Consider the following 23938-nt stretch of genomic DNA (forward strand, 5'->3'; position numbering starts at 1 on the left):
TGAAAAATCTGTTTTTTTGGTGCTATTTGGCCCATAAATAGCCCTAAAGCCCCAAAAATATTTTTATTACTTAACCTTTTTTGGCCATGCAAAGTTTACACTTTTTTAGAAACAAAGCCTTTAAAATAGTTGATTTTCTTTCCGGAAAACCTTTTTCTAAAGCATATAAAGAACTACAACTTGTTTTAGAGCAACAAAATGCTGATGAAGCTTTGCAAATAAGACAGCAAAATCTTGATAGCTTGTTTAATCATGCTACTACTTTTGTGCCATTTTATAAAGAATTTAAAGAAGCAAAAACACTAACCGATTTTCCTGTAATAAGTAAAAATGTTGTTCAAGATAATTTTGAAGCATTTAAATCGGATACTTTTTCTGAAGTAAACAAACATCAAGTTGCAACCAGTGGATCTACCGGTAGACCGTTTTTTTTGTTTCAAGATCAACACAAGAGAAACAGAAATAGAGCAGATGTATGGTATTTTTTAGAGCAAGCAGGTCATAAAATAGGTGAGCGTATTTATGAACTTGAAGTTTGGAGAAACCACAACAGAAAGAATAGGGTAAAGGCAATGCTTCAAAATATAGTGCAGTTTGATGTTTCTAAAATGTCTGATGACCGCATTGAAGAATTGTTAAATCAATTAAAAAAAGATAAACAACCCAAAACATTGCTTGGTTTTGCATCTGCTTTAGATGCTGTTTGTAAGTATTTAGACGTTCATAAAATTCCTGTTAACAATTTAAACATTAAAGCAATTATAGCTAATTCTGAATATTTAACACCTTACACTCGTAATGCATTAGAAAAACATTTTCAGGTTCCGGTGTTCTCAAGATATTCTAACGAAGAGCTGGGAATTATTGCACACCAAACATTACATTCTAACGGCGAATTTGTTGTTAATTGGGGCAGTTATCATGTAGAGGTATTAGAATTTAATTCAGATACCCCTGTTCGGGAAGGAGCTTTGGGCAGAATTGTAGTTACCGATTTGTTTAATTATTGCATGCCCTTAATTAGATATGATACCGGAGATATAGGTTGTTTTACACAACATAAAGACAAGACGTTGCAAAACTTTAAACATATTGAAGGACGAAAAATGGACTTGATTTTTGATACTTCGGGCAATGTGGTTTCGTCTTTTGTGGTGTATACCAAATTTTACAAATATTATCATCTTTTAAAACAATATCAGTTTATACAAAAAGGACCTAAACAGTACTGTATAAAGCTAAATACAAACAATTTTTTCTCGTACGAAGCAGAACTCATACAAAGCATTAAAGACGATTTTGGAACGGATGCTGAAGCGAAAATAGAATATGTAAAAGAGATACCTCCGTTGTCATCTGGAAAACGAAAAAAAGTTGTAAATACATTTCATAAATAAACTGTTGAGATTATGAATCAAGGAAAGCAAATTAGCAGAAGGACACTGTATGGAATAATCTTAACATATTGTTTTAGTGCGTTGCTTTTACTTTTGGTATGGGCAATGGCAACCTCTCAGAAATTGCCGTTAGAGTATTTTTTTGCTGATCCGGCTAAAACACTTAAAACTCATCCGTTTGTAGGGTTAATGTCTAATGTTGGTGTGCTGCTTTGGTGCGCAAGTGCAGCAATGTGTTTTTTAAGCAGTGCAGTATTACAAAAACACAAACAATCAAGGAAAGCCAAGTTTATGTTATTTTCCGGGTTGTTAACAACTGCTTTGTTGTTAGACGATTTTTTTATGGTGCATGATTATTTGTTGTATTCTACCAATATAGTGTTGCCGTTTCAGTTTATTTTATTTACTATTTACGGAATATTTATAATAGCATATTTAACGCTCTTTTACCGCTATTTTTACTCCAAATTAACCATAGTTTTGGTGGTGGGAATTATATTTTTTGGGCTCTCTATGATAATTGATTTGATGGTTGTAAATCAATCTCAAACAATAGCTGTTTTAGAAGATGTTTTTAAATTTTTAGGAATTGTAAACTGGTCTCTATTTTTAGTTATTACAGCATATAAGCTTATACTGCAAACTACTCAAAACAAATAAGTTATTTTATTTTTTGAAGTAAAATATTTTTGGTGCGCCAAAAATATTTGTACAACGTTGGAATAGGATCTAAAACATAAAATTTAAAGGGAGTATTGCGCCAAATAAAAGAAAATGAAAAAGGCGATTTGTGGTAAGTTCTTAACTTTTTTATCAAGCCCTTTAAGTTTATGTATGGTATTTTCTTGTATGATGGTTTTTTAAAACTATACCCTATACTTGCTAAACACAACAGTTTTGCAAAATTTATTCCTGCCATTAAAGAGCCCTCAATAGATGCCCAAAAGCGGGGGTTTATTTCTATAACACTGTAGGTGTTTTTTTTAATATCGTATCGCATATCTAAATGTGCTAAACCAGACCAGTTTAGTGTTTTCATAGTTTCTTTAACTACGCGCAACAGCTTTTTGTTTTTTACAAACTGTATGCCTATTTGCGGAGCATATTCATGTGCGCCTTTTAAAAATCCTTTCTGAATGGTGTATGCAAGTACTTTACCGTTTTTGCAAAGTACACTACAATCTATATCGTAACCATCTATATATTCCTGAAAAAGATATTGAATGTTTTTTGGTGCTTGCCCTGCAAAAGCATTAAACTCTTGTGGGCTGTTAAATACGTAAATTCCATAACCGCCACCGGCACCTGTAATGGGTTTTATAAGCAACGGAAATGTTGCAGGAGTATGGCTTTTTAACCAGCCAACTTCGGTTTTAGGAGTGTTAATGTTATTTGTGGTTAAATGCTTGGCTAATGTAGCTTTGCAAATTGCTGTATCGTAGCTTTTTAAAGAAGGTAGTAAACAGAGTTTTTTAGGGTCTAATAAGTCTTTGTGTTGTAAAATGGTTTTTATTCTGTGCTCAAAAATCGGTACAACTAAAGTTATCTTATAAGTGTTTATGCAAGTGTTTATTTTGTGTATAAAATCTAAATCGTTTTCCGGTTTATAGTAAATAAACTTGGCTACATTTTTAGAAAACCGCATGTTGTTTTTGCTGCTACTTAAAATATAAATGGCAGCATTTTTAAATTGACTCAAACAATTTACTGCGGGCATTAGTAAATGGCTTTCGCCATCGGGAATAAGAATATTAATTTTAGAGGGCATTTACACAAAAGTTGTTAACACTCTAAAAATACTCAATACTGTTTTTTTTAACATAGATGTTCGAGTAAGGGCTTAATATAGTTGATTAAAAGCTTTTTACAGAAAAATTAACAATAACCATGGCATTACAAACTAATGAATACGCATAATTTTTGTAATTTTGCGTGTTTTAGTACACAGCCTATTATTAAAAAATATTTTTATGACTGATAAAAAGGTATTGTTTGTATCTTCAGAATTAGTACCCTACCTCCCAGAAAACGAAGTTTCATTAATGTCTTACGAAACACCTCGAATGGTAAATGACCGAGGCGGACAAATTAGGATATTTATGCCTCGTTTTGGGAATATTAACGAAAGAAGACACCAATTACACGAAGTTATAAGGCTTTCCGGAATGAACTTGGTGATTAATGATATGGATATGCCTTTAATTATTAAGGTGGCTTCTATCCCTAAAGAAAGAATTCAAGTTTATTTTATAGATAACGAAGAATATTTTAAACGCAAAGCAACTTTTACTGATGAAGACGGAAACTTATTTCCTGATAATGATGAGCGAGCAATTTTCTTTGCCAAAGGAGTGGTAGAAACCGTTAAAAAATTAAATTGGAATCCGGATATAATCCATGTTCACGGTTGGATGGCATCGTTACTACCGTTATACCTTAAAAAGTACTATGCTGATGAACCTTTGTTCTCTGAAAGTAAGATTGTTACATCGGTTTACAACAAAGGGTTTGATGGCATATTAAGTAGTGATATTGTAGATAAAATTGCTTTTGATGGTATAGAACCAGATAGTATTTCGGCTTTAAAGAGTCCTGACTACACTAATTTAATAAAAGTGGCAGTAGATCATTCAGATGCAGTGATCATTGCTTCCGAAGAGCTTCCTAAAGAGCTTCAAGAATACATTTCTAACCAAGAAAAACCAGTATTGCCTTACGTACAGATTAATGAATTCGAAGAGGCTTACATGAACTTTTATAACAACCAGGTTTTACATGAAGAACAATAAAATGAAGGTTATTACAAAAAGACTTAACCTGCTTTTTGTAGCAATCATTGCAAGTGTAGCAATATCTTGCGAAGAAGAATTTAGTACAATAGGAGCTAATGTTATAGACGAGGCTAATTTTAACGTAAAGAAAGCAAACTATAACGTATATGCTGCTAACAAAAAAATAAAAGCTGTTAGAACAAACGGGCTTCCGTTATATCAATTAGGTCGATTTACCGACCCTATTTACGGCACAACAGAAGCACAAATTGCTTCGCAAATGTCATTGCCGTCTGCAAATCCTGTATTTGGTAATTTTTCACAAGAAGTTGAAAACAACGCTGATGCAGACTCAGATGACGCTACAATTCAGGAAAATGAAACTGTAACAGAAGTTTACTTACACATTCCGTTTTTTATAGATGAAGATAATGATGCTGATAATGATGGGGTAGATGACACTGTTGATGCTGACCCAACGGATCCGAACAGTGATACAGATGGAGATGGGGTAAGCGATTCTGTAGAGTCGTCTGTAGGAACTAATCCGTTAGATCCAGACACCGACGGAGATGGTATAGATGATGGAGAGGATACTGATACAGAAGCCAATATTTTTCCGAGAACATTTAAAATAGACTCTATTTATGGTAATAAGTTGGCTAACTTTAATGTTAAAGTAAATGAGTTAACGTACTTTTTGCGTGATTTAGATCCGGATGCAAATTTCCAACAAGCACAAGAATACTATTCAAATCAAGATTTCACAGGCTTTTTAGGTGCTACCCTTTTTGATGGTCCTACTACAATAAGCGGTACCGAAGTAATTATTAATAATGTAGATGATCCTGAGACACCTGATGTAGATGAATCTACCTCTGTAAAAGAGCGTATATCTCCGGGATTAAGAGTAGCATTAGACCCTCAGTTTTTTCAAGAGAAAATTATAGACAGGGAAGGAAGTGTTGAGTTAAGTAGTAATAATAATTTTAAAGAATATTTAAGAGGTATATTCATATCAACACATTCTTTTTCAGAGGATGTTTTAATGCTCTTAGATTACCAAAATGCTAGTGTTACCATTACCTATGAATATGATAAAATTTTAGATAATGAGTTAACAAAAGAGACTAAAACATTCGAAATGAGCTTAAGCCAGTCTATCAACAATGTTGTAAATACATTTACGCATACGGCCTACCCGGACATTAGCGGGGCAGAAAAACTGTATCTTAAAGGAGGAGCAGGTAGCTTTATTGAGCTTAAGTTATTTGATGAAGACGACGAGACAACAACAGTTTTAGATGAGATTAAAAGCAACAATTGGCTAATAAACGAAGCAAGCATTACCTTTTTTGTAGATAGGCAAACGCTTGATGCTGCAGGCGTAAATATAGAGCCACAACGTGTGTATTTATATAAACTGAATGAAACAGGAGAGGTAATAGCAGATTACGATGTAGATTTCCAGCAAACAAGAGTTTTACCGGAGCCTTTTATTAATTATGGTGGGAAGCTTGAAGTTAATGAAAATGATGAGGGGGTATACTATAAAATCAGAATCACAGAGCACATATCTAACATCCTAAAAGACAATGAAGAAAACGTTAGGTTAGGGCTGGTAATTACATCAAACATAAACAATGTAAATACGTTTAACGCGTTACTAGAAACAGATCAAGAAGTTAGATTACCAATAGCTGCAACAATAAACCCGTTGGGTACTGTGTTATTTGGTAATGAAGCATCTGGTGATGATGCAAGTAAAAAATTACAATTAGAGATTGTGTACACAGAAACAAATTAATTTATGTGTGGTATTGTTGGTTATATAGGCCATAGAGAGGCTTATCCTATAATTGTTAAAGGATTAGAGCGCTTAGAATATAGAGGATATGACAGTGCAGGGATTGCTCTTTTTGATGGTGCTAACATAAATTTAACCAAAACAAAAGGGAAAGTTTCAGACCTTGTAAAAAAGGCTAATACAGAGATTTCAAAAGAAGGTTCTTTAGGAATTGGCCATACACGTTGGGCTACCCATGGAGTTCCTAACGATGTTAACTCGCATCCGCATTATTCTAATTCAGGAGATTTAGTCATTATTCATAATGGAATAATAGAAAACTACGAGCCCTTAAAAAAAGAGCTTATTAAAAGAGGGTATACTTTTACTTCAGACACCGATACAGAGGTGTTAGTGAATTTAATAGAAGACGTTCAAAAAAACGAAAAGGTAAAACTCGGTAAAGCAGTTCAAATAGCATTAAACCAAGTAGTTGGAGCGTATGCTATTGCTGTTTTTGATAAGAAGAAGCCTAACGAAATAGTAGTTGCTAGATTAGGAAGTCCTTTAGCCATTGGAATTGGTGAAGATGAGTTTTTTATAGCGTCAGATGCATCACCATTTATAGAGTATACCAATAACGCCATCTATCTTGAGGATGAAGAAATGGCAGTGGTTAGAAGAGGTAAGCCTGTTAAAGTTAGAAAAATTAAAGACGACTCTTTAGTAGACCCTTACATACAAGAGCTTCAACTTAATTTAGAACAAATAGAAAAAGGCGGCTATGAGCATTTTATGCTCAAAGAAATTCATGAGCAACCAAAAGCTATAAAAGACACTTACAGAGGGAGATTGCTGGCTAACAAAGGAATTATAAGAATGGCCGGCATAGATGATAATATAGAAAAATTTGTAAATGCCAACAGAATAATAATTGTAGCTTGCGGTACCTCATGGCATGCAGGATTAGTAGCCGAATACATTTTTGAAGACCTTGCAAGAATACCGGTAGAGGTAGAGTATGCATCAGAGTTTAGGTATAGAAATCCGGTAATAACATCAAAAGATGTAGTGATAGCCATATCGCAATCAGGAGAAACAGCCGATACGCTTGCAGCCATTAAGCTTGCTAAAGAGCATGGAGCATTTGTCTTTGGGGTGTGTAATGTAGTAGGTTCATCAATAGCAAGAGAAACTCATGCAGGGGCTTACACACATGCCGGTCCGGAAATTGGCGTTGCTTCAACAAAAGCATTCACTACTCAAATTACAGTTTTAACGTTACTTGCCCTAAGGCTTGCACAAGCTCACGGAACGCTTTCTAAATCTAAAATTCATGAGTTGCTTACAGAATTAGAATCTGTACCTGCAAAAGTAGAGGCTACTTTAAAGTTAGATGACCATATTAAAGAGATTGCTGCTATCTATAAAGATGCTACTAATTGTTTGTATTTAGGAAGAGGTTATAATTTTCCGGTAGCATTAGAAGGAGCCTTGAAGCTAAAAGAGATATCATACATACATGCAGAAGGGTATCCGGCAGCCGAAATGAAACACGGGCCAATTGCTTTAATAGATGAACAAATGCCGGTGGTAGTTATAGCCACTAAAAAAGGACACTACGATAAAGTAGTTAGCAACATTCAAGAAATAAAATCGAGAAAAGGAAAAATTATTGCTGTAGTTACTCAGGGCGATAAGGTGGTAAAAGAATTAGCAGATCATGTTATAGAAATACCGGAATCTGCAGAATCTATTACACCATTGCTAACTACAATCCCATTACAATTACTATCATATCATATAGCTGTAATGAGAGGTTGTAATGTAGATCAGCCTAGAAACTTAGCTAAATCAGTAACGGTAGAGTAAACAATTAAAAATCAAACAAATACAAAAGCCTTCTTGTTGCAGAAGGCTTTTTTTATATAATAATACAGCCTTAAAATTACGCTATGCGCGCATAACTTTTTTGGGGCTTATTTGTTTTCAACTTAAAAAAATCTGTATATTGTTCGGGTTAAATAACTAATTCAAAAAAAGAATGAGAACAGTAATACTTTTTTGCTTTTTGCTGTTGGGTAGCTTTACGTTTGCCCAAACTACCGTTACAGGAAAAGTGGTAGATCAAGATGGTCAACCAATTCCGGGTGCAAATATTGTTGTAACCGGAAAGGCAATTGGTGCCGTATCAGATTTTGATGGTAATTTTACATTAACAACCAGCGAGGTCACTCCACCTTTTCAATTAACAGTAACTAGCGTTGGTTTTTCTAGTGCAACTGTACAAATTACTAGTAATAACCAAAATGTACAGGTACAGCTACAAGAAGAAGCAACACAATTAAGCGAGATAGTTATCTCGGCTTCAAGAACCCCCGAACGTATATTCGAATCGCCGGTTTCGGTAGAGAGATTCGGGTTAAGAGAAATTAAAAACACTGCATCTGCAGACTTCTACGACGGTTTAGAAAACCTTAAAGGAGTAGACATTAACACAAACAGTTTAACATTTAAGTCTATTAACACCAGAGGTTTTGCAACATTTGCAAACACACGTTTTATGCAGTTAGTAGACGGTATGGACAACTCTGCTCCGGCACTTAACTTCCCGTTAGGTAACCTTTTAGGGATGACAGAAACCGATATTCAAAGTGTAGAATTACTTCCCGGAGCTGCATCTGCTTTATATGGAGCAAATGCATTTAACGGAATTTTATTTATGAGAAGTAAAAGTCCTTTTGATGCACAAGGTATCAGTGCATATTTTAAACAAGGAATAACTTCTCAAGAAGCTGCAGGAGATAACTCGTATACAGATTTAGGGATTAGAGCAGCTCATAAATTTAACGATAAACTTGCTGTTAAAGTAAACTTTGGTTACCTAAAAGGAACCGATTGGGCAGCAACAAGCGAAAAAGATAAATTAAATAGAGGCTTAACTCGAGCAGACATAGATTATGATGGTGTAAATGTTTATGGTGATGAGGTAAGCACAAACATTAATGGTGTTGCGCAAACATTAGAAAATTTAGGAATTTTACCTTCAGGAGCTTCAGCGCTTGTGCCATCTGTAAATGTTAGTAGAACCGGATATAACGAAAGAGATTTAACAGATTACAAGGCAGAAAGTGTAAAAGCAGATTGGGGCGTGTACTACCGTCCGTGGGGTAATGATTTTGAAATTGCCTATGTTGGTAAAGTTGGTACAGGATCTACTATTTATCAAGGAGCTAACCGTTATGCAATAGATAATTTCTTCTTACAACAACACAAATTAGAAATTAAAAATGATAATTTCTTTGTAAGAGGATATATCACCGAAGACAAAGCCGGAGACTCATACGATATGGTATTTACCGGTATTAATATAAACCGTCTTTGGAAACCAGACGCAACATGGTTTGGTGAATATGTAGGAGCGTATGTTCAAGCTACACTTGGCGGTGCAAACTCTGCTCAGGCACATGCTGTTGCAAGACAAACTGCAGATACCGGAAGACTACTCCCGGGAACACCACAGTTTCAAAGCGCATTTAATCAAGTAACAAATGATCCGGATTTAACAACGGGATCTAAATTCCAAGACAATTCTAAAATTTATCATGCAGACGCCAATTATAATTTTGGCCACTTAGTAGATTTTGCCGAAATTCAGGTTGGTGGTTCATACAGAACATACGAGCTTAACTCTTCAGGAACTATTTATACCGATCAAGACGGGCCAATTAGATATTCAGAATTTGGTTTATATACACAAGTTCAGAAGAAATTTATGGAAGAAGAAAGAATGAAATTAACAGCATCATTACGTTATGACAAATCTGAGCTGTTTGATGGTTTCTTCTCTCCAAGAGTTTCGTTAGGATATACTGCAGGCGAAAATAAAAATCACAACATTAGAGCATCTTTCCAAACAGGTTTTAGAAATCCAACTACGCAAGACTTATACATTGGTTTAGATGTAGGTAGAGCTATTTTAGTAGGTGGTGCTAAAGACAATCCTGCCAGAGATGTTAGAATGTACGATTTAAGTGGGACAGGAGCTACAATTTTAGGAACATCAACTATAGAGTTTGATGGTCAAGGAGCTTATAATAACTCCTTTACAGCAAGCTCTGTACAGCGTTTTGCGGTTACCCAAAATCCGGCAGATTTAGAAATAGCAAACTCAGAGTTTGTTAAGCCGGAACAAGTAACTTCATATGAGGTTGGGTATAGAGGAAAAATTAACCGCTTCACTGTAGATTTAAGTGCTTACTACAACCAATACAAAGATTTCTTAGTTAACGAAACTGTTGTAGCACCGTTTTATGGAGATGTTGCTTTAAGTCAGACTGTTCCCGGAACTTCTACACCTTTAGCAATTGCGGCAGTTGCAAACGGAGACTACCAAGCATACCAAACTTATACTAATAGCGATGTAGAAGTAGGCTCGTACGGAGCAACAATCGGAATTAACACTAAAATCTTCGGAGATTTTGACTTAGGCGCAAACTACACCTATGCTAAGTTAGATTTTGATAAAGAAGAGAACCCTAATTTCCGTACAAACTTTAACACTCCAGAGCATAAAGTAAAAGCTACATTCGGAAACACAGATTTATTTGAGAACTTTGGATTTAATGTTGCTTGGAGATGGAGCGATACGTATTTCTGGGAAGCTTCGTTTGGTGACGGTACCGTACCATCATTCCACGTATTAGATGCTCAAATAAACTACAGAGTTCCTAGCTTAAAATCTACCTTTAAAGCAGGTGCTACCAACTTGCTTGGTGAAGAATACTTTACAGCATTCGGAACCGGTAGAATAGGATCTCAGTTTTACGTTTCTTGGACAATTAACAACCTATAATATTAATACAACCAAAAGGCAGTGTTTTATGCTAGTAAAGCACTGCCTGCTTTACAATAAAAAGATTAAAAGGCTATGATAAAATTTAAGTATAACAAGTGGATGCTTTTAGCCCTTTTAGGGATTTTTGCATCATGCGAATCAGATGATGATGGCAATACAATGCCAGACACTCAAATGATCGAAGTAACTGCCGGAGACGCAGATTTTTCTAATTATGTGGCAGTAGGAAACTCTTTAACGGCCGGATTATCAGACGGAGCATTATTTATTGCCGGACAGCAAAACTCTTTCCCTAACATATTAGCAGCAAAATTTGCTTTAGCTGGAGGAGGAGAGTTTAAACAGCCGTTAATGAGCGATAATACCGGAGGTATTCTATTACAAGGAAACCAAATTGTATCAAATCGTTTGGTATTTAATGGTTCTGGTCCTGCACCGTTAGAGTCTGTTATTGGACCGGTTACCCCGCAAACAGAATTAATGGTAAATAACCCTACCGGTCCGTTTAACAATATGGGAGTACCCGGAGCTAAAAGTTTTCATTTACTTGCAAATGGCTATGGTAACGTAGCAAACTTACAAGCCGGTTTAGCTAATCCGTTTTTTGTTAGAATGGCTTCTAACCCAGATGCAAGTGTTTTAGAAGATGTAGTAGCACAAAGTCCTACATTTTTTACTTTATGGATTGGTAATAATGATGTGTTAGGATACGCTACCACAGGAGGAGATGGCTCTAACCCCATTACAGATGTAAATACTTTTACCGGAGCATATAATGCAATTGTAGGGGCTTTAACAGCTAACGGAGCAAAAGGGATTGTTGCAAACATACCAGATGTAACAGCCTTACCTTACTTTACTACAGTACCTTACAATCCGCTACCATTAGATGCACAAACTGCAGCAGCTTTAAATCAAGGATATCAAGACTATAACAATGGATTGCTCTTTATGGAAAGTATAGGTCAAATAACCGCTGAGGAAAGAGAAAGAAGAACCATAAATTTTGTTGAAGGGCAAAATGCAGTTGTTATAGAAGATGAAACTTTAACAGATTTATCAGGTTTTGGAATTCCTCCATACAGGCACGTAACTGCAGATGATTTACTAGTGCTGCCAAGTGCATCGTTTATAGGGACAACCGTTGGAGGAGACCCAACCAAAGTAAACGGAGCTTCTGTTCCGTTAGCAGATAAGTGGGTTTTAATTCCTGCAGAAAAAGAAGAAATTATTACTGCAACAGCAACATTTAACGGCATTATAGAGGCTGCAGCTAATCAGGCCGGATTAGGATTGTTTGATGCCAACGCAAGAATGAATGAACTTGCAGCCGGATTATTAAAGTTTGACGAATACAACATTAATGCGAGTTTAGTGTTTGGAGGGGTGTTCTCTTTAGATGGTATACATCCAAATGCCAGAGGTTATGCCTTTATTGCTAATGAGTTTTTAAAAGCTATAGATGCTACTTACGGTTCTAATTTTGAAGAAGCCGGGGTATTGGCAAAAGCCGGAGATTTTCCAACTAACTACTCTCCAACATTGCCGTAAAGCTAACAAAATAATAATCAGAAAATAGCCCTCTTTTTGAGGGCTATTTTTTTAGCTACAAAAAGGCTAAAAACCTCTTTTTATTTAAATTAAAAAATTTATCTTTGCAGCGCGAAAAAATAGGATAATTTTTTTCGCAGTAACATTTAGCAAAACATTAAATAGTAAGGTAATGTCAAAAATTACAGGTAAAGTTGCCCAAATTATTGGACCCGTAGTAGATGTAGTGTTTGAGTCAGGTTCTGAACTTCCAAAAATCTACGATTCATTAGAGATTAAAAGAAAAGACGGTTCTACCTTAGTATTAGAGGTGCAATCACATATTGGAGAAGATACGGTTCGTACAATTTCTATGGACTCAACAGACGGACTCAGCAGAGGAGAGGTTGTTGAGGCTACAGGGGCCCCTATACAAATGCCAATTGGCGATGAGGTTTATGGGCGCTTATTTAATGTTATGGGAGACGCTATAGACGGATTAGGAAATCTTCCTAAAGCTGGAGAAGATGGTCTTCCAATACACAGAGAAGCTCCAAAATTCGAAGATTTATCAACTTCAACCGAAGTATTATATACAGGTATCAAAGTAATCGATCTTATTGAGCCATATGCAAAAGGAGGTAAGATTGGTTTATTTGGTGGTGCCGGTGTAGGTAAAACGGTACTTATTCAGGAATTAATTAACAACATTGCAAAAGGTCACGGTGGTCTTTCTGTATTTGCCGGAGTAGGTGAGCGTACTCGTGAGGGTAACGACCTTCTTCGTGAGATGTTAGAGTCTGGAATTATTAAGTACGGAGACGACTTTATGAAGTCTATGGAAGAAGGTGGTTGGGACCTTTCTAAAGTAGATAAAGATGCTTTAAAAGAGTCTAAAGCTACTTTCGTATTCGGACAAATGAACGAACCTCCGGGAGCACGTGCACGTGTTGCACTTTCTGGATTAACTATCGCAGAGTTTTTCCGTGATGGAGCAGGAGACGGACAAGGAAAAGATGTATTATTCTTCGTAGATAACATCTTCCGTTTTACTCAGGCAGGTTCAGAGGTGTCTGCACTTTTAGGGCGTATGCCTTCTGCAGTAGGTTACCAGCCTACATTAGCAACAGAGATGGGTGCAATGCAAGAGCGTATTACTTCAACTAAAAAAGGATCTATTACTTCTGTACAGGCAGTTTACGTACCTGCAGACGACTTAACAGACCCTGCTCCTGCTACAACTTTCGCACACTTAGATGCTACAACAGTATTATCTCGTAAAATTGCAGAGCTTGGTATTTATCCTGCTGTGGATCCGTTAGATTCTACTTCAAGAATTTTAACACCAGAAATTTTAGGAGATGAGCACTATAACTGTGCACAACGTGTAAAAGAGTTATTACAACGCTACAAAGAGCTTCAAGATATTATTGCTATTCTTGGTATGGAAGAGCTTTCTGAAGAAGATAAGCTTGCAGTTGCCAGAGCAAGACGTGTACAACGTTTCTTATCGCAACCATTCCACGTAGCAGAGCAATTTACAGGTATTCCTGGAGTGTTTGTAGATATTAAAGATACTATTAAAGGCTTTAACATGATTATGGATGGTGAGTTAGATCACCTACCAGAAGCAGCTTTCAACCTTAAGGGTACAATAGAAGAGGTTATAGAGGCTGGTGAGAAAATGTTAGCAGAAGCCTAATACAAACCAAAGCTATAGTTAGTTATGTATTTAGAAATTGTAACGCCAGAGGCTACCTTGTTTAGCGGAGAAGTAGAATCGGTGGCTGTACCGGGAGTTAATGGCGAGTTTCAAATGTTAGATAATCACGCTCCAATTGTATCGCTATTAGGAGAAGGCAATATTAAAATTTATGGTAATGTATCTTTAAAAAAAGAAGTTGCCGATAAGTTTACAAAAGGTGATAAAAACGAAACCCTTTTGGCTATTAATAGCGGAACAATAGAGATGAAAAACAATAAAGTAATTGTACTTGCAGACTAAGTTTGTAAGACAATATAAGCTTAAAAAAGCCAAGCAATATGCTTGGCTTTTTTATTTAAAATACCATGCTATTAAATCCCAATTCTGACCGCCTGAGCTATATTTTTTTAATAGCTTAAAACCTACAGCATAATGGGCGTTTAGTGATCTTGTATTCTCTGTATCTACTTCAGTTATAACCATTTTATAACTATTGCGTAGCTCTTTTTGCATATAAGTATATAACCCTTTAAAAATGCCTTTTTTTCTGAAAGCTTTGTCAATACAAATTTGCCCCATTACAATATAGCTTTGAGTAGTAACTAAACTATCTATTTGCTTAAACATTGGTTTTAAAATAGGGATTTGATCTTTAAAAACAGGACTCATACATAGTGCATATCCAACAACTTTATTGTTGTAACAGGCAATAATATGAGGGCACTCATCATTCATTTTTTTTAAAATGTCAAAAGAATGTTTAACAGTTACAAAACCCTCTTTTTGCTTTTCGGCATCGTTAACTGCAGAATGATGATTTTTTTGTTGCAAATCAAGAATTTCACGCAATTCTTTATCAGTTACGGCTCGTTTATATTCTATGCTTATCATTAAACAATTCTATCATATATTAATCATAAAGTTATTTAAATAATTACATGATTAGTACTTTTGTGTATGCCTAAAATTCCGGAGCATATTGTATTAGCAATAAAAAACAGAGAAAAAACCAATTCGCTCAGGGTTTTACCGATCGCTGTTAATGATATTGTTGATTTTACTTCTAATGATTATTTAGGGTTTGCCTTAAACAATGATATTAAAATTGAAGCTCAAAAAATTTTACAAGAACACAATATAAATTGTAACGGAGCAACAGGTTCAAGATTGCTCACCGGAAATTACAAGCTATATGATTATGCAGAGCGAATAATTGCAAAGACACATAAAATAGAGAGCGCTTTGCTGTTTAATAGTGGCTACGATGCAAATGTGGGTCTTCTTTCTGCAATTCCGCAACGACATCATGTTATTTTATACGATGAGCTTTCTCATGCCTCTATTAGAGACGGTATAGCTTTAAGCAAAGCAAAAGCATACAAGTTTAAACACAATAATATTGAACATTTACAGCAGCTTATTAATAAGTTTAATGATGCTGAAGCAATATATGTAGTTACAGAATCTGTTTTTTCAATGGATGGAGATTCTCCCGACTTAAATAAAATTATATCGCTCTGCGAAAAAAATAATTGCTATTTAATTGTAGATGAAGCCCACGCCGTTGGAATTTATAATACAGGGTTAATTGATGCGCTCAGAGTTCAAGATAAAATTTTTGCAAGAGTAATAACGTTTGGCAAAGCTCTGGGTAGTCATGGTGCAGCAGTTTTAGGCTCTAAACCGTTAAAAACATACTTAGTTAATTTTGCCAGAAGTTTAATTTACACAACGGCATTGCCACCACATAGTATTGCAACCACACTTGCTGCCTATAAACAGTTAGCTCAAACCAGAGAAATAGATAGATTACAAGACAATATTAACTTTTTTAAAACACAAATTTCTACCTATAACTTGGCTCAGCGTTTTATTTTAAGTGATACCGCCATTCAGTGCTGCATTGTTCCCGGCAATAACAATGTAAAACAAGTATCTAATAAATTGTTAGAGCAAGGGTTTTTAGTTAAGCCAATTTTATCTCCAACAGTTCCGGAAGGGAAAGAACGATTACGATTTTGCATTCATAGCTTTAATTCTAAAACACAAATTACAGAAGTATTGCAGCTACTTACTACTTTTGTTGTTTAAATGCCGATTGTGTTATGAAGCAAAAAAAATATTTTATCACAGGGATATCTACAGAAGTTGGCAAAACCGTTGCTGCTGCCATTATAACCGAAGCGCTACAAGCAGATTATTGGAAACCGGTTCAGGCAGGAGATTTGCATTACTCAGATACCGATAAGGTTAAAAATTGGGTTAGCAACAAAAACTCGGTTTTTCACAAAAATAGCTATGCGTTAAAAACACCAATGAGCCCGCATGCAGCAGCAGAAATAGATAATGTAACAATTACGCTAAACAATATACATGAGCCTAAAACTAAAAATCACTTAGTTATAGAAGGAGCCGGAGGTCTTTTAGTTCCTTTAAATGATGAGCATACAATTTTAGATTTAATAAAACCGGATTATCATGTAATTGTTGTTTCCAGACACTATTTAGGGAGCATAAATCATACCCTGCTTACAGTAAACGCACTAAAAGAAAAAGGGTTTACAACATCTATTTTGTTTAACGGAGAAGAGCATCCAACTACAGAAAGCATTATTAAAAAAATGACTCAGGTTCCTGTTATAGGAAGGATAGATAATGAGCCCTATATTGATGCGAATGTGGTTAAAGAATATGCCGATAAGTTTAAAGATAAGTTGTAAATGAATTTGTTAGAACGCGATAAAAAACACATATGGCATCCGCTTACACAGCATAAAACGGCAGCAGATGCTTTACCAATTACAAAGGCCGAAGGAGCGTTATTATTTGATGATAAAGGGAAAAGCTATATTGATGGGATTGCTTCGTGGTACACCTGTATGTATGGGCATTGTAACCCAAAAATTGTGAATGCTGCCTACTCGCAGATGCAGCAATTAGATCATGTTGTTTTTAGCGGTTTTACACACAAACCTGCCATTTCTTTATCAGAGAAGTTGCTTTCGTTGCTGCCCAGTAATCAAAAAAAGGTTTTTTTCTCAGATAATGGTTCTACCAGTGTAGAGGTGGCTATTAAAATGGCGCTTCAATATTATTTTAATAAAGGAGAAAAACGAAATATCATTATAGCTTTAGAAGAAGGATTTCATGGCGACACATTTGGGGCTATGTCTGTTTCTGGTTTATCTGTTTACAATGGTCCGTTTGAAGATTTCTTTATACAAGTAGAGCGCATACCGGTACCAACCGTGAACAATATTAATAGCGTTTTAAAGCAATTGCAAAACATATGCAGCACAAATAAAGTTGCAGCCTTTGTTTTTGAACCCCTAGTACAAGGAGCAGCTGCAATGAAAATGTACGATGCTACATTGTTAGATCAATTACTTGCTTGGTGTAAAGAAAATAATGTTTTAACCATTGCCGATGAAGTAATGACCGGATTTGGAAAAACAGGTAAAAACTTTGCGTGTGAGCACTTAACAGAGCAACCCGATTTAATGTGTTTTTCTAAATCGTTAACTGCCGGGTTGGTGCCAATGGCAATTACTACATGTACGCAAAGTATATTTGATGCATTTTATGATGATGATATAGCAAAAGGATTTTTTCATGCGCATACTTATTCGGCCAATCCGGTTGCATGTAGTGCTGCATTAGCAGGGTTGTCTTTACTTGAATCTGAAGAAATTCAGAAAAAAATTCAAGAAATTAGTAATATGCACGACCGGTTTGAGAAAAAAATTGCCAACCACCCAAAAGTAGAAGCTACCAGAAAATTAGGCGTTATTTTTGCTTTAGATGTTAAAGTTAAAATGGAGCGTTATGGAAACCTCAGAAACAAGCTTTTTAATTTTTACATGAGTAAAGGTGTTTTTTTAAGACCGTTAGGTAATACGGTTTACATTTTGCCACCTTATATAATAAGCCAAAAACAGCTTGAGCAAGTGTATAATGCAATTGAAGAGTCGTTAGAAATCATTTAATTCATCACCCGATAAAAATATGGTATCGGTTGTTTTTTCGGGAATAACATATAATTCTTTAAAAACCCATTGATCGTTAATTTTTTCGGCATCCAAGTAAAGTAATGCTTTATTTTTAGGACCTGAGAGTGTAACGGAAACAGCTGCTTTACTTTCACTATCAGTTACGCTTATTACACCATTAAAAAGCGGTGCAGTTTTTATGGGTGTTCCGAGAGCATTAACCACATCTTTGTTGTTTTGTGCTAAAGACACGGCATAATTATACGGAGTACTATCATTAATTACTTTTTTAATACCAAAAAAAGCAGCGCCTACACCTAAAATTAAAAGCAATGCTAAGGTTAGGCAGCCACCCAAAGGTAGTACCCACATCCAATTTTTACCAAACCAACTTTTTTGTGGTTGTTCTTGCATTGTATTTTACGTATTCTTATTCGTTAAAAAACAACAGATACCTTACTTTTGCCAAAAAACTAATTAGGTGCAAAACCCTGTATATATACACAGTATAGCTTCAGTTTCTCCTTTTGGAAAAACTTTAGAAGAAGCATATCAACAATATACTCAAAAAAAGCATTGTTTTCAACAGATACACACTTTAGATAGTGTTGTTTGGGCAGCTACTTTACCCGAAGACACAAAACAAGAAGTCTTAAAAATAAAAGATAGAGAACGGGTTTACAGGCATTTAGATAATACGGTTTTGTATGCTATGTACGTAGCCGAAAAGGCTGTACAGCAGGCAAATTGGCAAAATCAATTAAACTTTGGGGTTAATATTGGTTCTTCTAGAGGAGCTACACAGCTTTTAGAATCTTACTTTAATGATTTTTATTCGGGGAAAAGAGTTTCTGTGCAGGCATCGCCTTCTACAACTTTAGGTAATGTAGCATCTTGGGTGGCGCATCATGTTCAAACTAAAGGTCCGGAAATTAGTCATTCTATCACTTGCTCTACAGCTTTACATGCTATGTTAAATGGTATAGCTTGGTTAGAAAGTGGTATGAGTGATGCGTTTTTAGTGGGTGGCACAGAAGCAGCAATTACACCGTTTACGTTGGCGCAAATGCAAGCGCTTCAAATTTATTCTAAAATAGAAAATGCTACGTATCCATGTTTGGCTTTAGACTGCACTAAAGCTGAAAACACCATGATTTTAGGTGAAGCTGCTTCGGTTGCTTGTATCTCTAAAAGCTCAGAAAATGCACTTGCAAAAATTGTTGGTATTGGGTATGCTACAGAGCCTCTTAAACATGGGTCTTCTATTTCTACAGATGCTGTTTGCTTTCAACGTTCAATGGCAATGGCAATGCAAAATCACGATACAAAAAGCATAGATGTAATTATTACACATACCCCAGGAACAATTATGGGAGATAAAGCAGAGCTAGAAGCCATTAAAAAAACGTTTAAAAATTATATTCCAGCATTAACTACTAATAAATGGCAATTAGGCCATACTTTTGCAGCCAGCGGAATGTTAAGTATAGAAATGGCTATACTAATGCTGCAAAAGCAAACATTTTTTGAGGTGCCTTATTTACAAGACACCAAAAAACCAGAGAAAATAGAGAAGATATTGGTTAATGCAGTCGGTTTTGGCGGAAATGCAGTTTCTATTTTACTCTCAATCTAATATTAATTGCTATTTTTGAACTTTAAATTCTTGAAACATTAGAGTATGAGCGAGATTAGACACAATTGGACCAAAGAAGAGATTTTAGAAATTTACAACAAACCTTTAATGGAGCTGCTTTACGAAGCAGCCACGGTTCACAGAAAATACCATGATCCCAACACGGTTCAGGTGTCTACTTTACTATCTATAAAAACAGATGGTTGTCCGGAAGATTGTGGTTATTGTCCGCAAGCAGCCAGATATCATACAGATATTGAGGGTAACGATTTAATGACAGTACAGCAAGTAAAAGCGCAAGCCTTACGTGCTAAAGCAGCCGGGAGTTCTAGAGTTTGCATGGGTGCTGCTTGGAGAAATGTAAAAGACGGTCCGGAGTTTGAACAAGTTTTAGAAATGGTTAGAACCATTAATAAACTCGAAATGGAAGTTTGCTGTACCCTTGGGATGCTTACCGAAAACCAAGCTAAGCGCTTGGCAGAAGCAGGGTTATATGCTTATAATCATAACTTAGACACCTCAGAAGAATACTATAAAGAAATCATTTCTACCAGAGGATATGAAGACCGATTAAAAACTATTGAAAACGTTCGTAAAACAAACGTAACGGTTTGTAGTGGTGGTATTATTGGTATGGGAGAAAAACTAGAAGATAGAGCAGGAATGTTAGTAGCATTAGCTACTTTAGACCCTCAACCGGAATCTGTACCAATAAATGCTCTTGTAGCTGTTGATGGGACTCCGTTAGAAGACCAAAAACCGGTAGAAATATGGGATATGATTAGAATGGTAGCTACTACCAGAATAGTAATGCCAAAAACGCAAGTAAGACTCTCTGCCGGAAGAACTCAAATGAGTAGAGAAGGACAAGCAATGTGCTTTTTTGCCGGTGCTAATTCTATTTTTGCAGGTGATAAACTCCTAACTACACCTAACCCGGATGTAAATGAAGACATGAAAATGTTCGAGTTGCTTGGGTTAAAACCACAAAAGCCTTTTGTTAAAAAAGAGCAACCAAAAACAGTTGAAGCATCTGAGTCTCAATATCAGCCCCTCGGCGAAAAACCAAAATGGTCTAGGCCAAACCATACCATAGAACGCAACGAAATGGCTAAAGCTAAAGCCAAAACGGCTAAAAGCTAAACATAAACCGGCAATTTGTAACAAACCTATTGCTAACTTTGTGGTTTTAAAAGGTACGCTTTGAAACTAAATTTACAGCAAATACCTCGCGTTAAAAACATTTCTAAAGAAGCGTTTTTAACGAATTATTTTAAGCCTCAAAAACCGGTTGTAATAGAGCGGTTTATTGAGGATTGGCCCGCTTATACCAAGTGGAGCTTAGATTATATGAAAGAGGTTGCAGGGCATAAAACGGTACCATTATATGATGATAGGCCTGTAGATTACAAGGACGGTTTTAACGAGCCTCATGCTAAAATGAAAATGAGCGAGTATATTGACTTGCTTAAGAAAGAGCCCACTAAATACCGTATTTTTTTGTGGAATATTTTAAAAGAAGTTCCGGAGCTCCAAAATGATTTCTCTTACCCCGATTTTGGTCTAAAACTAATGAAAGGACTGCCAATGTTATTTTTTGGAGGAAGAGATTCATATACTTTTATGCATTACGATATAGATTTGGCTAACATTTTTCATTTTCATTTTGAAGGAAAAAAGCAATGCATATTATTTGATCAATCCCAAAGCGATTACCTTTATAAAATACCACACTCTCTTATTACCAGAGAAGATATAGATTTTACAAACCCTGATTTTTCTAAATGGCCTGCTTTACGTAACGCAAAAGGATATGTTACAGAACTAAATCATGGCGAAGTTTTGTACATGCCCGAAGGGTATTGGCATTATATGCGTTATGTAACTCCAGGGTTTTCAATGAGTTTAAGAGCGTTAGCACGAAACCCAAAAAATTTAGCTAAAGCAATTTATAATGTTCTTGTAATGAGAAATTTAGATAATGTAATGAGAAGGGTAAAAGGACAAAAGTGGATTGACTGGAAAAATGAACAAGCTATAATTAGAACGCACGCAAAAAACAATATAGCTTAACTATTGGCAAAGCTCGTTTACTTTTTGGTAAACCAAATGAGGTTCCCAACCTCTGTATAATAAATAATCTGCTAATTTCTTTTTTCGTTTAAGCTTGTTAGGCTCCCTTAATTGTGCAGCTTTTTTGTTGGCTAGTTCATTAAAAGTTTTTAGGTAAGTTGCTTCTGAAATTAATTTAAAAGCAGCATCTATATTATACTTAGAAATATTACGTTGTTTAAGCTCTCGTGTTAAGCGTAATCTACCCCATTTTTTTGTAGAAAACTTTCCCAAAACAAATTCTTTTGCAAATCGCTCCTCATTTAAATAATTATTATTAATTAAATGTACAACAATATGGTTTATAGCTTCCGGAATCATGTTCATTTGCTGTAGTTTAGCTACAACTTCTTTGTGGCAACGCTCTTGGTATGCGCAATAATACTCTAGCTTAGCAATAGCTTTCTGTACTGTATATGTTTTGCTTTTAGATTGCATAGCAATTAAAAATTCTGGTATAAAAGTAACTAAATAAAAAAAGCCACAAACAACAGTTTGTGGCTTTATATATTAGTTTAGAATTTTACCAGTTTTATCTTTAAAACGGTATTCTAAGTATGTGTAAGCATCGCGTGGTAAAACTTTTACCCATTTTTTATATTCTAAAAACCATTTAGAACGTATAGATGGAAAACCTTTAGTAAGGTAAGCAGCAATAAAAGGATGCGCGTTTAGTACAATTCCTTTTTTGTGCTCATTGTTTTTAATAATTCTGTCTAAATCTGCACTTATTTTTTGGATTAAGACAATCGGAGCTTCAATCTCTCCGTTTCCGCTTGGGTTTTCTTCGCGGGTTTTAATGTTCATCTCTGGTCTAACACGTTGTCTTGTAATCTGAACAAGGCCAAACTTGCTGGGAGGTAATATTTTATGTTTGGCTCTGTCGTCTTTCATTTCTTCTTTTAGGTGGTTGTATAGTGTTTTCCTGTTTTCAGGATTAACCATATCTATAAAATCAACCACAATAATTCCGCCCATATCTCTTAGGCGTAACTGTCTGGCAATTTCTGTAGCGGCCAACAAATTAACCTCTAACGCTGTTTCTTCTTGATTTTTTGCTTTGTTAGATCGGTTTCCGCTATTTACATCTATTACATGAAGGGCTTCGGTATGTTCTATTACCAAATACGCACCCTTACTCATAGATACTGTTTTGCCAAAAGAAGTTTTAATTTGTCTTTCTATACCAAACTTCTCAAAAATAGGGATTGAAGATTCGTATAGTTTAACGATAGATTCTTTCTCGGGTGCAATGTTTTGCAAATAATCTTTTATTTGGTAGTAAAGCGTTTCATCGTCTACATGAATTCCGGTAAAGGTATCGTTAAAAACGTCTCGTAAAATAGAGGAAGCTCTATTTAATTCGCTTAATACTTTAGACGGATGAGGCGCTTTATATAATTTTTTACACATGTTATTCCAGCGAGACAATAAGTGCTGAAGATCTTTGTCTAGTTCTGCAACTTTTTTGCCTTCTGCTACGGTACGAACAATTATACCAAAGCCTTTTGGTTTAATGCTTTTCACCAATCGTTTTAAGCGATCTTTTTCTTCTTTGCTTTCTATTTTTTGCGAAACAGAAACACGTTCAGAAAAAGGTACTAAAACAATGTATCTACCCGGAATAGAAAGCTCTGAGCTTATTCTGGGTCCTTTGGTAGATATAGGCTCTTTTACTATTTGTACCAGTATAGACTGATTGGCTTTTAAAACATCGTTTATATTGCCATTCTTGTCTATGTCTTCCTCAAAAGGGAAGTTTTTTAATGAGTAATCTTTTAGTTTACCTGTGCTTACACGTTTTACGAATTTTAACAAGGTAGATAATTGCGGACCTAAATCATGATAATGTAAAAAGGCATCTTTATCATATCCAACATTAACAAAAGCAGCATTTAAACCGGAAACTGGCTTGCGTACTTTAGCTAATAAGATATCGCCTACATTAAAGTCGCTACTATCTTCTTCCTTGTGTAATTCTATTAGTTTTCCATCTTTTAATAAGGCAAAATCAACGTCAGAGGAACCAGCTCTTACAATTAATTCTTTATTCACTCTGAATCAATTTTTATCCACCCCAAACAAAAGGTGAGGGATAGATGGATTAAACAATATTTTCACAGGTTTTTTACGACCCGGCGAAACTTTTTAAAG

The 23938-nt window shown here is 35.5% G+C and carries 20 protein-coding genes; 15 read left to right on the plus strand and 5 right to left on the minus strand.

Annotated elements, in window-relative coordinates; genetic code table 11:
- The first annotated feature begins 86 nt into the window (after positions 1–86).
- Both ACZ5CF_RS03785 and ACZ5CF_RS03790 read left to right on the plus strand, forming a co-directional pair.
- Positions 87–1397, plus strand: a complete 1311-nt coding sequence (locus ACZ5CF_RS03785) for a phenylacetate--CoA ligase family protein (RefSeq protein WP_464580479.1) — start codon at positions 87–89, stop codon at positions 1395–1397.
- Between the two features lie 12 nt (positions 1398–1409).
- The gene (locus tag ACZ5CF_RS03790) at positions 1410–2057 is read left to right on the plus strand and encodes a hypothetical protein (RefSeq protein ID WP_464580480.1); all 648 of its coding nucleotides are present in this window, start codon (positions 1410–1412) and stop codon (positions 2055–2057) included.
- 1 nt (position 2058) lies between these two features.
- Here the strand turns inward: ACZ5CF_RS03790 and ACZ5CF_RS03795 are convergent, their stop codons facing one another.
- Positions 2059–3042 carry an ATP-grasp domain-containing protein gene (locus ACZ5CF_RS03795; protein WP_464580481.1) on the minus strand — a complete coding sequence of 328 codons (984 nt, stop codon included), beginning with the start codon at positions 3040–3042 and terminating at the stop codon, positions 2059–2061.
- Positions 3043–3367: 325 nt separating this feature from the next.
- Between ACZ5CF_RS03795 and ACZ5CF_RS03800 the strand changes: the two genes are divergently transcribed.
- The 7 genes from ACZ5CF_RS03800 to ACZ5CF_RS03830 all read left to right on the plus strand — a co-directional run bounded on the left by ACZ5CF_RS03800 (position 3368) and on the right by ACZ5CF_RS03830 (position 14347).
- Positions 3368–4186: a glycogen/starch synthase gene (locus ACZ5CF_RS03800; RefSeq protein ID WP_464580482.1), complete on the plus strand. Its 819-nt coding sequence runs from the start codon at positions 3368–3370 to the stop codon at positions 4184–4186.
- A complete protein-coding gene (locus ACZ5CF_RS03805) occupies positions 4173–5975 on the plus strand; it encodes a DUF4270 domain-containing protein (protein ID WP_464580484.1) in 1803 nt (600 codons plus the stop codon). Before ACZ5CF_RS03800 ends, ACZ5CF_RS03805 begins: the two co-directional genes overlap by 14 nt.
- A 3-nt stretch (positions 5976–5978) precedes the next feature.
- The gene (glmS, locus tag ACZ5CF_RS03810; protein WP_464580485.1) at positions 5979–7826 is read left to right on the plus strand and encodes a glutamine--fructose-6-phosphate transaminase (isomerizing); all 1848 of its coding nucleotides are present in this window, start codon (positions 5979–5981) and stop codon (positions 7824–7826) included.
- Between the two features lie 172 nt (positions 7827–7998).
- Positions 7999–10809, plus strand: coding sequence for a TonB-dependent receptor (locus ACZ5CF_RS03815; RefSeq protein ID WP_464580486.1), 2811 nt, complete (start codon positions 7999–8001; stop codon positions 10807–10809).
- Between the two features lie 75 nt (positions 10810–10884).
- Positions 10885–12363 (plus strand): SGNH/GDSL hydrolase family protein, encoded by a 1479-nt coding sequence (locus tag ACZ5CF_RS03820; protein WP_464580487.1) that lies wholly within the window; start codon positions 10885–10887, stop codon positions 12361–12363.
- 172 nt (positions 12364–12535) lie between these two features.
- Positions 12536–14044 carry a F0F1 ATP synthase subunit beta gene (gene atpD, locus ACZ5CF_RS03825; protein ID WP_464580488.1) on the plus strand — a complete coding sequence of 503 codons (1509 nt, stop codon included), beginning with the start codon at positions 12536–12538 and terminating at the stop codon, positions 14042–14044.
- A gap of 24 nt (positions 14045–14068) precedes the next feature.
- Positions 14069–14347 carry a F0F1 ATP synthase subunit delta/epsilon gene (locus tag ACZ5CF_RS03830; protein ID WP_464580489.1) on the plus strand — a complete coding sequence of 93 codons (279 nt, stop codon included), beginning with the start codon at positions 14069–14071 and terminating at the stop codon, positions 14345–14347.
- Between the two features lie 51 nt (positions 14348–14398).
- Here ACZ5CF_RS03830 and ACZ5CF_RS03835 read toward each other — a convergent pair whose 3' ends face one another.
- The gene (locus ACZ5CF_RS03835; protein WP_464580490.1) at positions 14399–14938 is read right to left on the minus strand and encodes an N-acetyltransferase family protein; all 540 of its coding nucleotides are present in this window, start codon (positions 14936–14938) and stop codon (positions 14399–14401) included.
- A 66-nt stretch (positions 14939–15004) separates the two neighbouring features.
- Here ACZ5CF_RS03835 and ACZ5CF_RS03840 point away from each other — a divergent pair, with 66 nt between their 5' ends.
- Genes ACZ5CF_RS03840 through bioA form a run of 3 tightly spaced genes read left to right on the plus strand, consistent with a single transcriptional unit; the run spans position 15005 to position 18033 of the window.
- Complete coding sequence (locus tag ACZ5CF_RS03840; protein ID WP_464580491.1) at positions 15005–16138, plus strand: aminotransferase class I/II-fold pyridoxal phosphate-dependent enzyme; 1134 nt, start codon at positions 15005–15007, stop codon at positions 16136–16138.
- 14 nt (positions 16139–16152) lie between these two features.
- Positions 16153–16767 carry a dethiobiotin synthase gene (bioD, locus tag ACZ5CF_RS03845; protein ID WP_464580492.1) on the plus strand — a complete coding sequence of 205 codons (615 nt, stop codon included), beginning with the start codon at positions 16153–16155 and terminating at the stop codon, positions 16765–16767.
- Positions 16768–18033 (plus strand): adenosylmethionine--8-amino-7-oxononanoate transaminase, encoded by a 1266-nt coding sequence (gene bioA / locus ACZ5CF_RS03850; RefSeq protein WP_464580493.1) that lies wholly within the window; start codon positions 16768–16770, stop codon positions 18031–18033. It abuts the gene before it with no gap.
- Here bioA and ACZ5CF_RS03855 read toward each other — a convergent pair.
- Complete coding sequence (locus ACZ5CF_RS03855; protein ID WP_464580494.1) at positions 18019–18450, minus strand: cytochrome c oxidase assembly factor Coa1 family protein; 432 nt, start codon at positions 18448–18450, stop codon at positions 18019–18021. The two genes, bioA and ACZ5CF_RS03855, sit on opposite strands and share 15 nt — an antisense overlap.
- Before the next feature lie 67 nt (positions 18451–18517).
- Here ACZ5CF_RS03855 and ACZ5CF_RS03860 point away from each other — a divergent pair, with 67 nt between their 5' ends.
- From ACZ5CF_RS03860 to ACZ5CF_RS03870, 3 genes are read left to right on the plus strand one after another with little or no spacing between them, the layout of a single operon-like run.
- A complete protein-coding gene (locus tag ACZ5CF_RS03860) occupies positions 18518–19672 on the plus strand; it encodes a beta-ketoacyl synthase N-terminal-like domain-containing protein (RefSeq protein WP_464580496.1) in 1155 nt (384 codons plus the stop codon).
- Between the two features lie 45 nt (positions 19673–19717).
- Entirely contained in the window at positions 19718–20815 is a 1098-nt protein-coding gene (bioB, locus tag ACZ5CF_RS03865; protein WP_464580498.1) for a biotin synthase BioB, read from the plus strand.
- A 60-nt stretch (positions 20816–20875) separates the two neighbouring features.
- Complete coding sequence (locus ACZ5CF_RS03870; protein ID WP_464580499.1) at positions 20876–21745, plus strand: cupin-like domain-containing protein; 870 nt, start codon at positions 20876–20878, stop codon at positions 21743–21745.
- Here the strand turns inward: ACZ5CF_RS03870 and ACZ5CF_RS03875 are convergent, their stop codons facing one another.
- Positions 21746–22222: a regulatory protein RecX gene (locus ACZ5CF_RS03875; protein WP_464580500.1), complete on the minus strand. Its 477-nt coding sequence runs from the start codon at positions 22220–22222 to the stop codon at positions 21746–21748.
- Between the two features lie 72 nt (positions 22223–22294).
- Positions 22295–23839, minus strand: coding sequence for an Rne/Rng family ribonuclease (locus tag ACZ5CF_RS03880; protein WP_464580501.1), 1545 nt, complete (start codon positions 23837–23839; stop codon positions 22295–22297).
- Positions 23840–23938 lie beyond the last annotated feature (99 nt).

The organism is Lutaonella thermophila (assembly GCF_055387725.1).

Bases quoted from the DNA above. Each gene is read 5' to 3' on its own strand.
- bioD (WP_464580492.1), top strand. From the start codon at position 16,153: ATGAAGCAAAAAAAATATTTTATCACAGGGATATCTACAGAAGTTGGC.
- ACZ5CF_RS03815 (WP_464580486.1), top strand. From the start codon at position 7,999: ATGAGAACAGTAATACTTTTTTGCTTTTTGCTGTTGGGTAGCTTTACG.
- ACZ5CF_RS03800 (WP_464580482.1), top strand. From the start codon at position 3,368: ATGACTGATAAAAAGGTATTGTTTGTATCTTCAGAATTAGTACCCTAC.
- ACZ5CF_RS03830 (WP_464580489.1), top strand. From the start codon at position 14,069: ATGTATTTAGAAATTGTAACGCCAGAGGCTACCTTGTTTAGCGGAGAA.
- ACZ5CF_RS03855 (WP_464580494.1), bottom strand. From the start codon at position 18,450: ATGCAAGAACAACCACAAAAAAGTTGGTTTGGTAAAAATTGGATGTGG.
- bioB (WP_464580498.1), top strand. From the start codon at position 19,718: ATGAGCGAGATTAGACACAATTGGACCAAAGAAGAGATTTTAGAAATT.
- atpD (WP_464580488.1), top strand. From the start codon at position 12,536: ATGTCAAAAATTACAGGTAAAGTTGCCCAAATTATTGGACCCGTAGTA.
- ACZ5CF_RS03790 (WP_464580480.1), top strand. From the start codon at position 1,410: ATGAATCAAGGAAAGCAAATTAGCAGAAGGACACTGTATGGAATAATC.
- ACZ5CF_RS03820 (WP_464580487.1), top strand. From the start codon at position 10,885: ATGATAAAATTTAAGTATAACAAGTGGATGCTTTTAGCCCTTTTAGGG.
- ACZ5CF_RS03795 (WP_464580481.1), bottom strand. From the start codon at position 3,042: ATGCGGTTTTCTAAAAATGTAGCCAAGTTTATTTACTATAAACCGGAA.
- ACZ5CF_RS03785 (WP_464580479.1), top strand. From the start codon at position 87: ATGCAAAGTTTACACTTTTTTAGAAACAAAGCCTTTAAAATAGTTGAT.
- glmS (WP_464580485.1), top strand. From the start codon at position 5,979: ATGTGTGGTATTGTTGGTTATATAGGCCATAGAGAGGCTTATCCTATA.
- ACZ5CF_RS03835 (WP_464580490.1), bottom strand. From the start codon at position 14,938: ATGATAAGCATAGAATATAAACGAGCCGTAACTGATAAAGAATTGCGT.
- bioA (WP_464580493.1), top strand. From the start codon at position 16,768: ATGAATTTGTTAGAACGCGATAAAAAACACATATGGCATCCGCTTACA.
- ACZ5CF_RS03875 (WP_464580500.1), bottom strand. From the start codon at position 22,222: ATGCAATCTAAAAGCAAAACATATACAGTACAGAAAGCTATTGCTAAG.
- ACZ5CF_RS03805 (WP_464580484.1), top strand. From the start codon at position 4,173: ATGAAGAACAATAAAATGAAGGTTATTACAAAAAGACTTAACCTGCTT.
- ACZ5CF_RS03840 (WP_464580491.1), top strand. From the start codon at position 15,005: ATGCCTAAAATTCCGGAGCATATTGTATTAGCAATAAAAAACAGAGAA.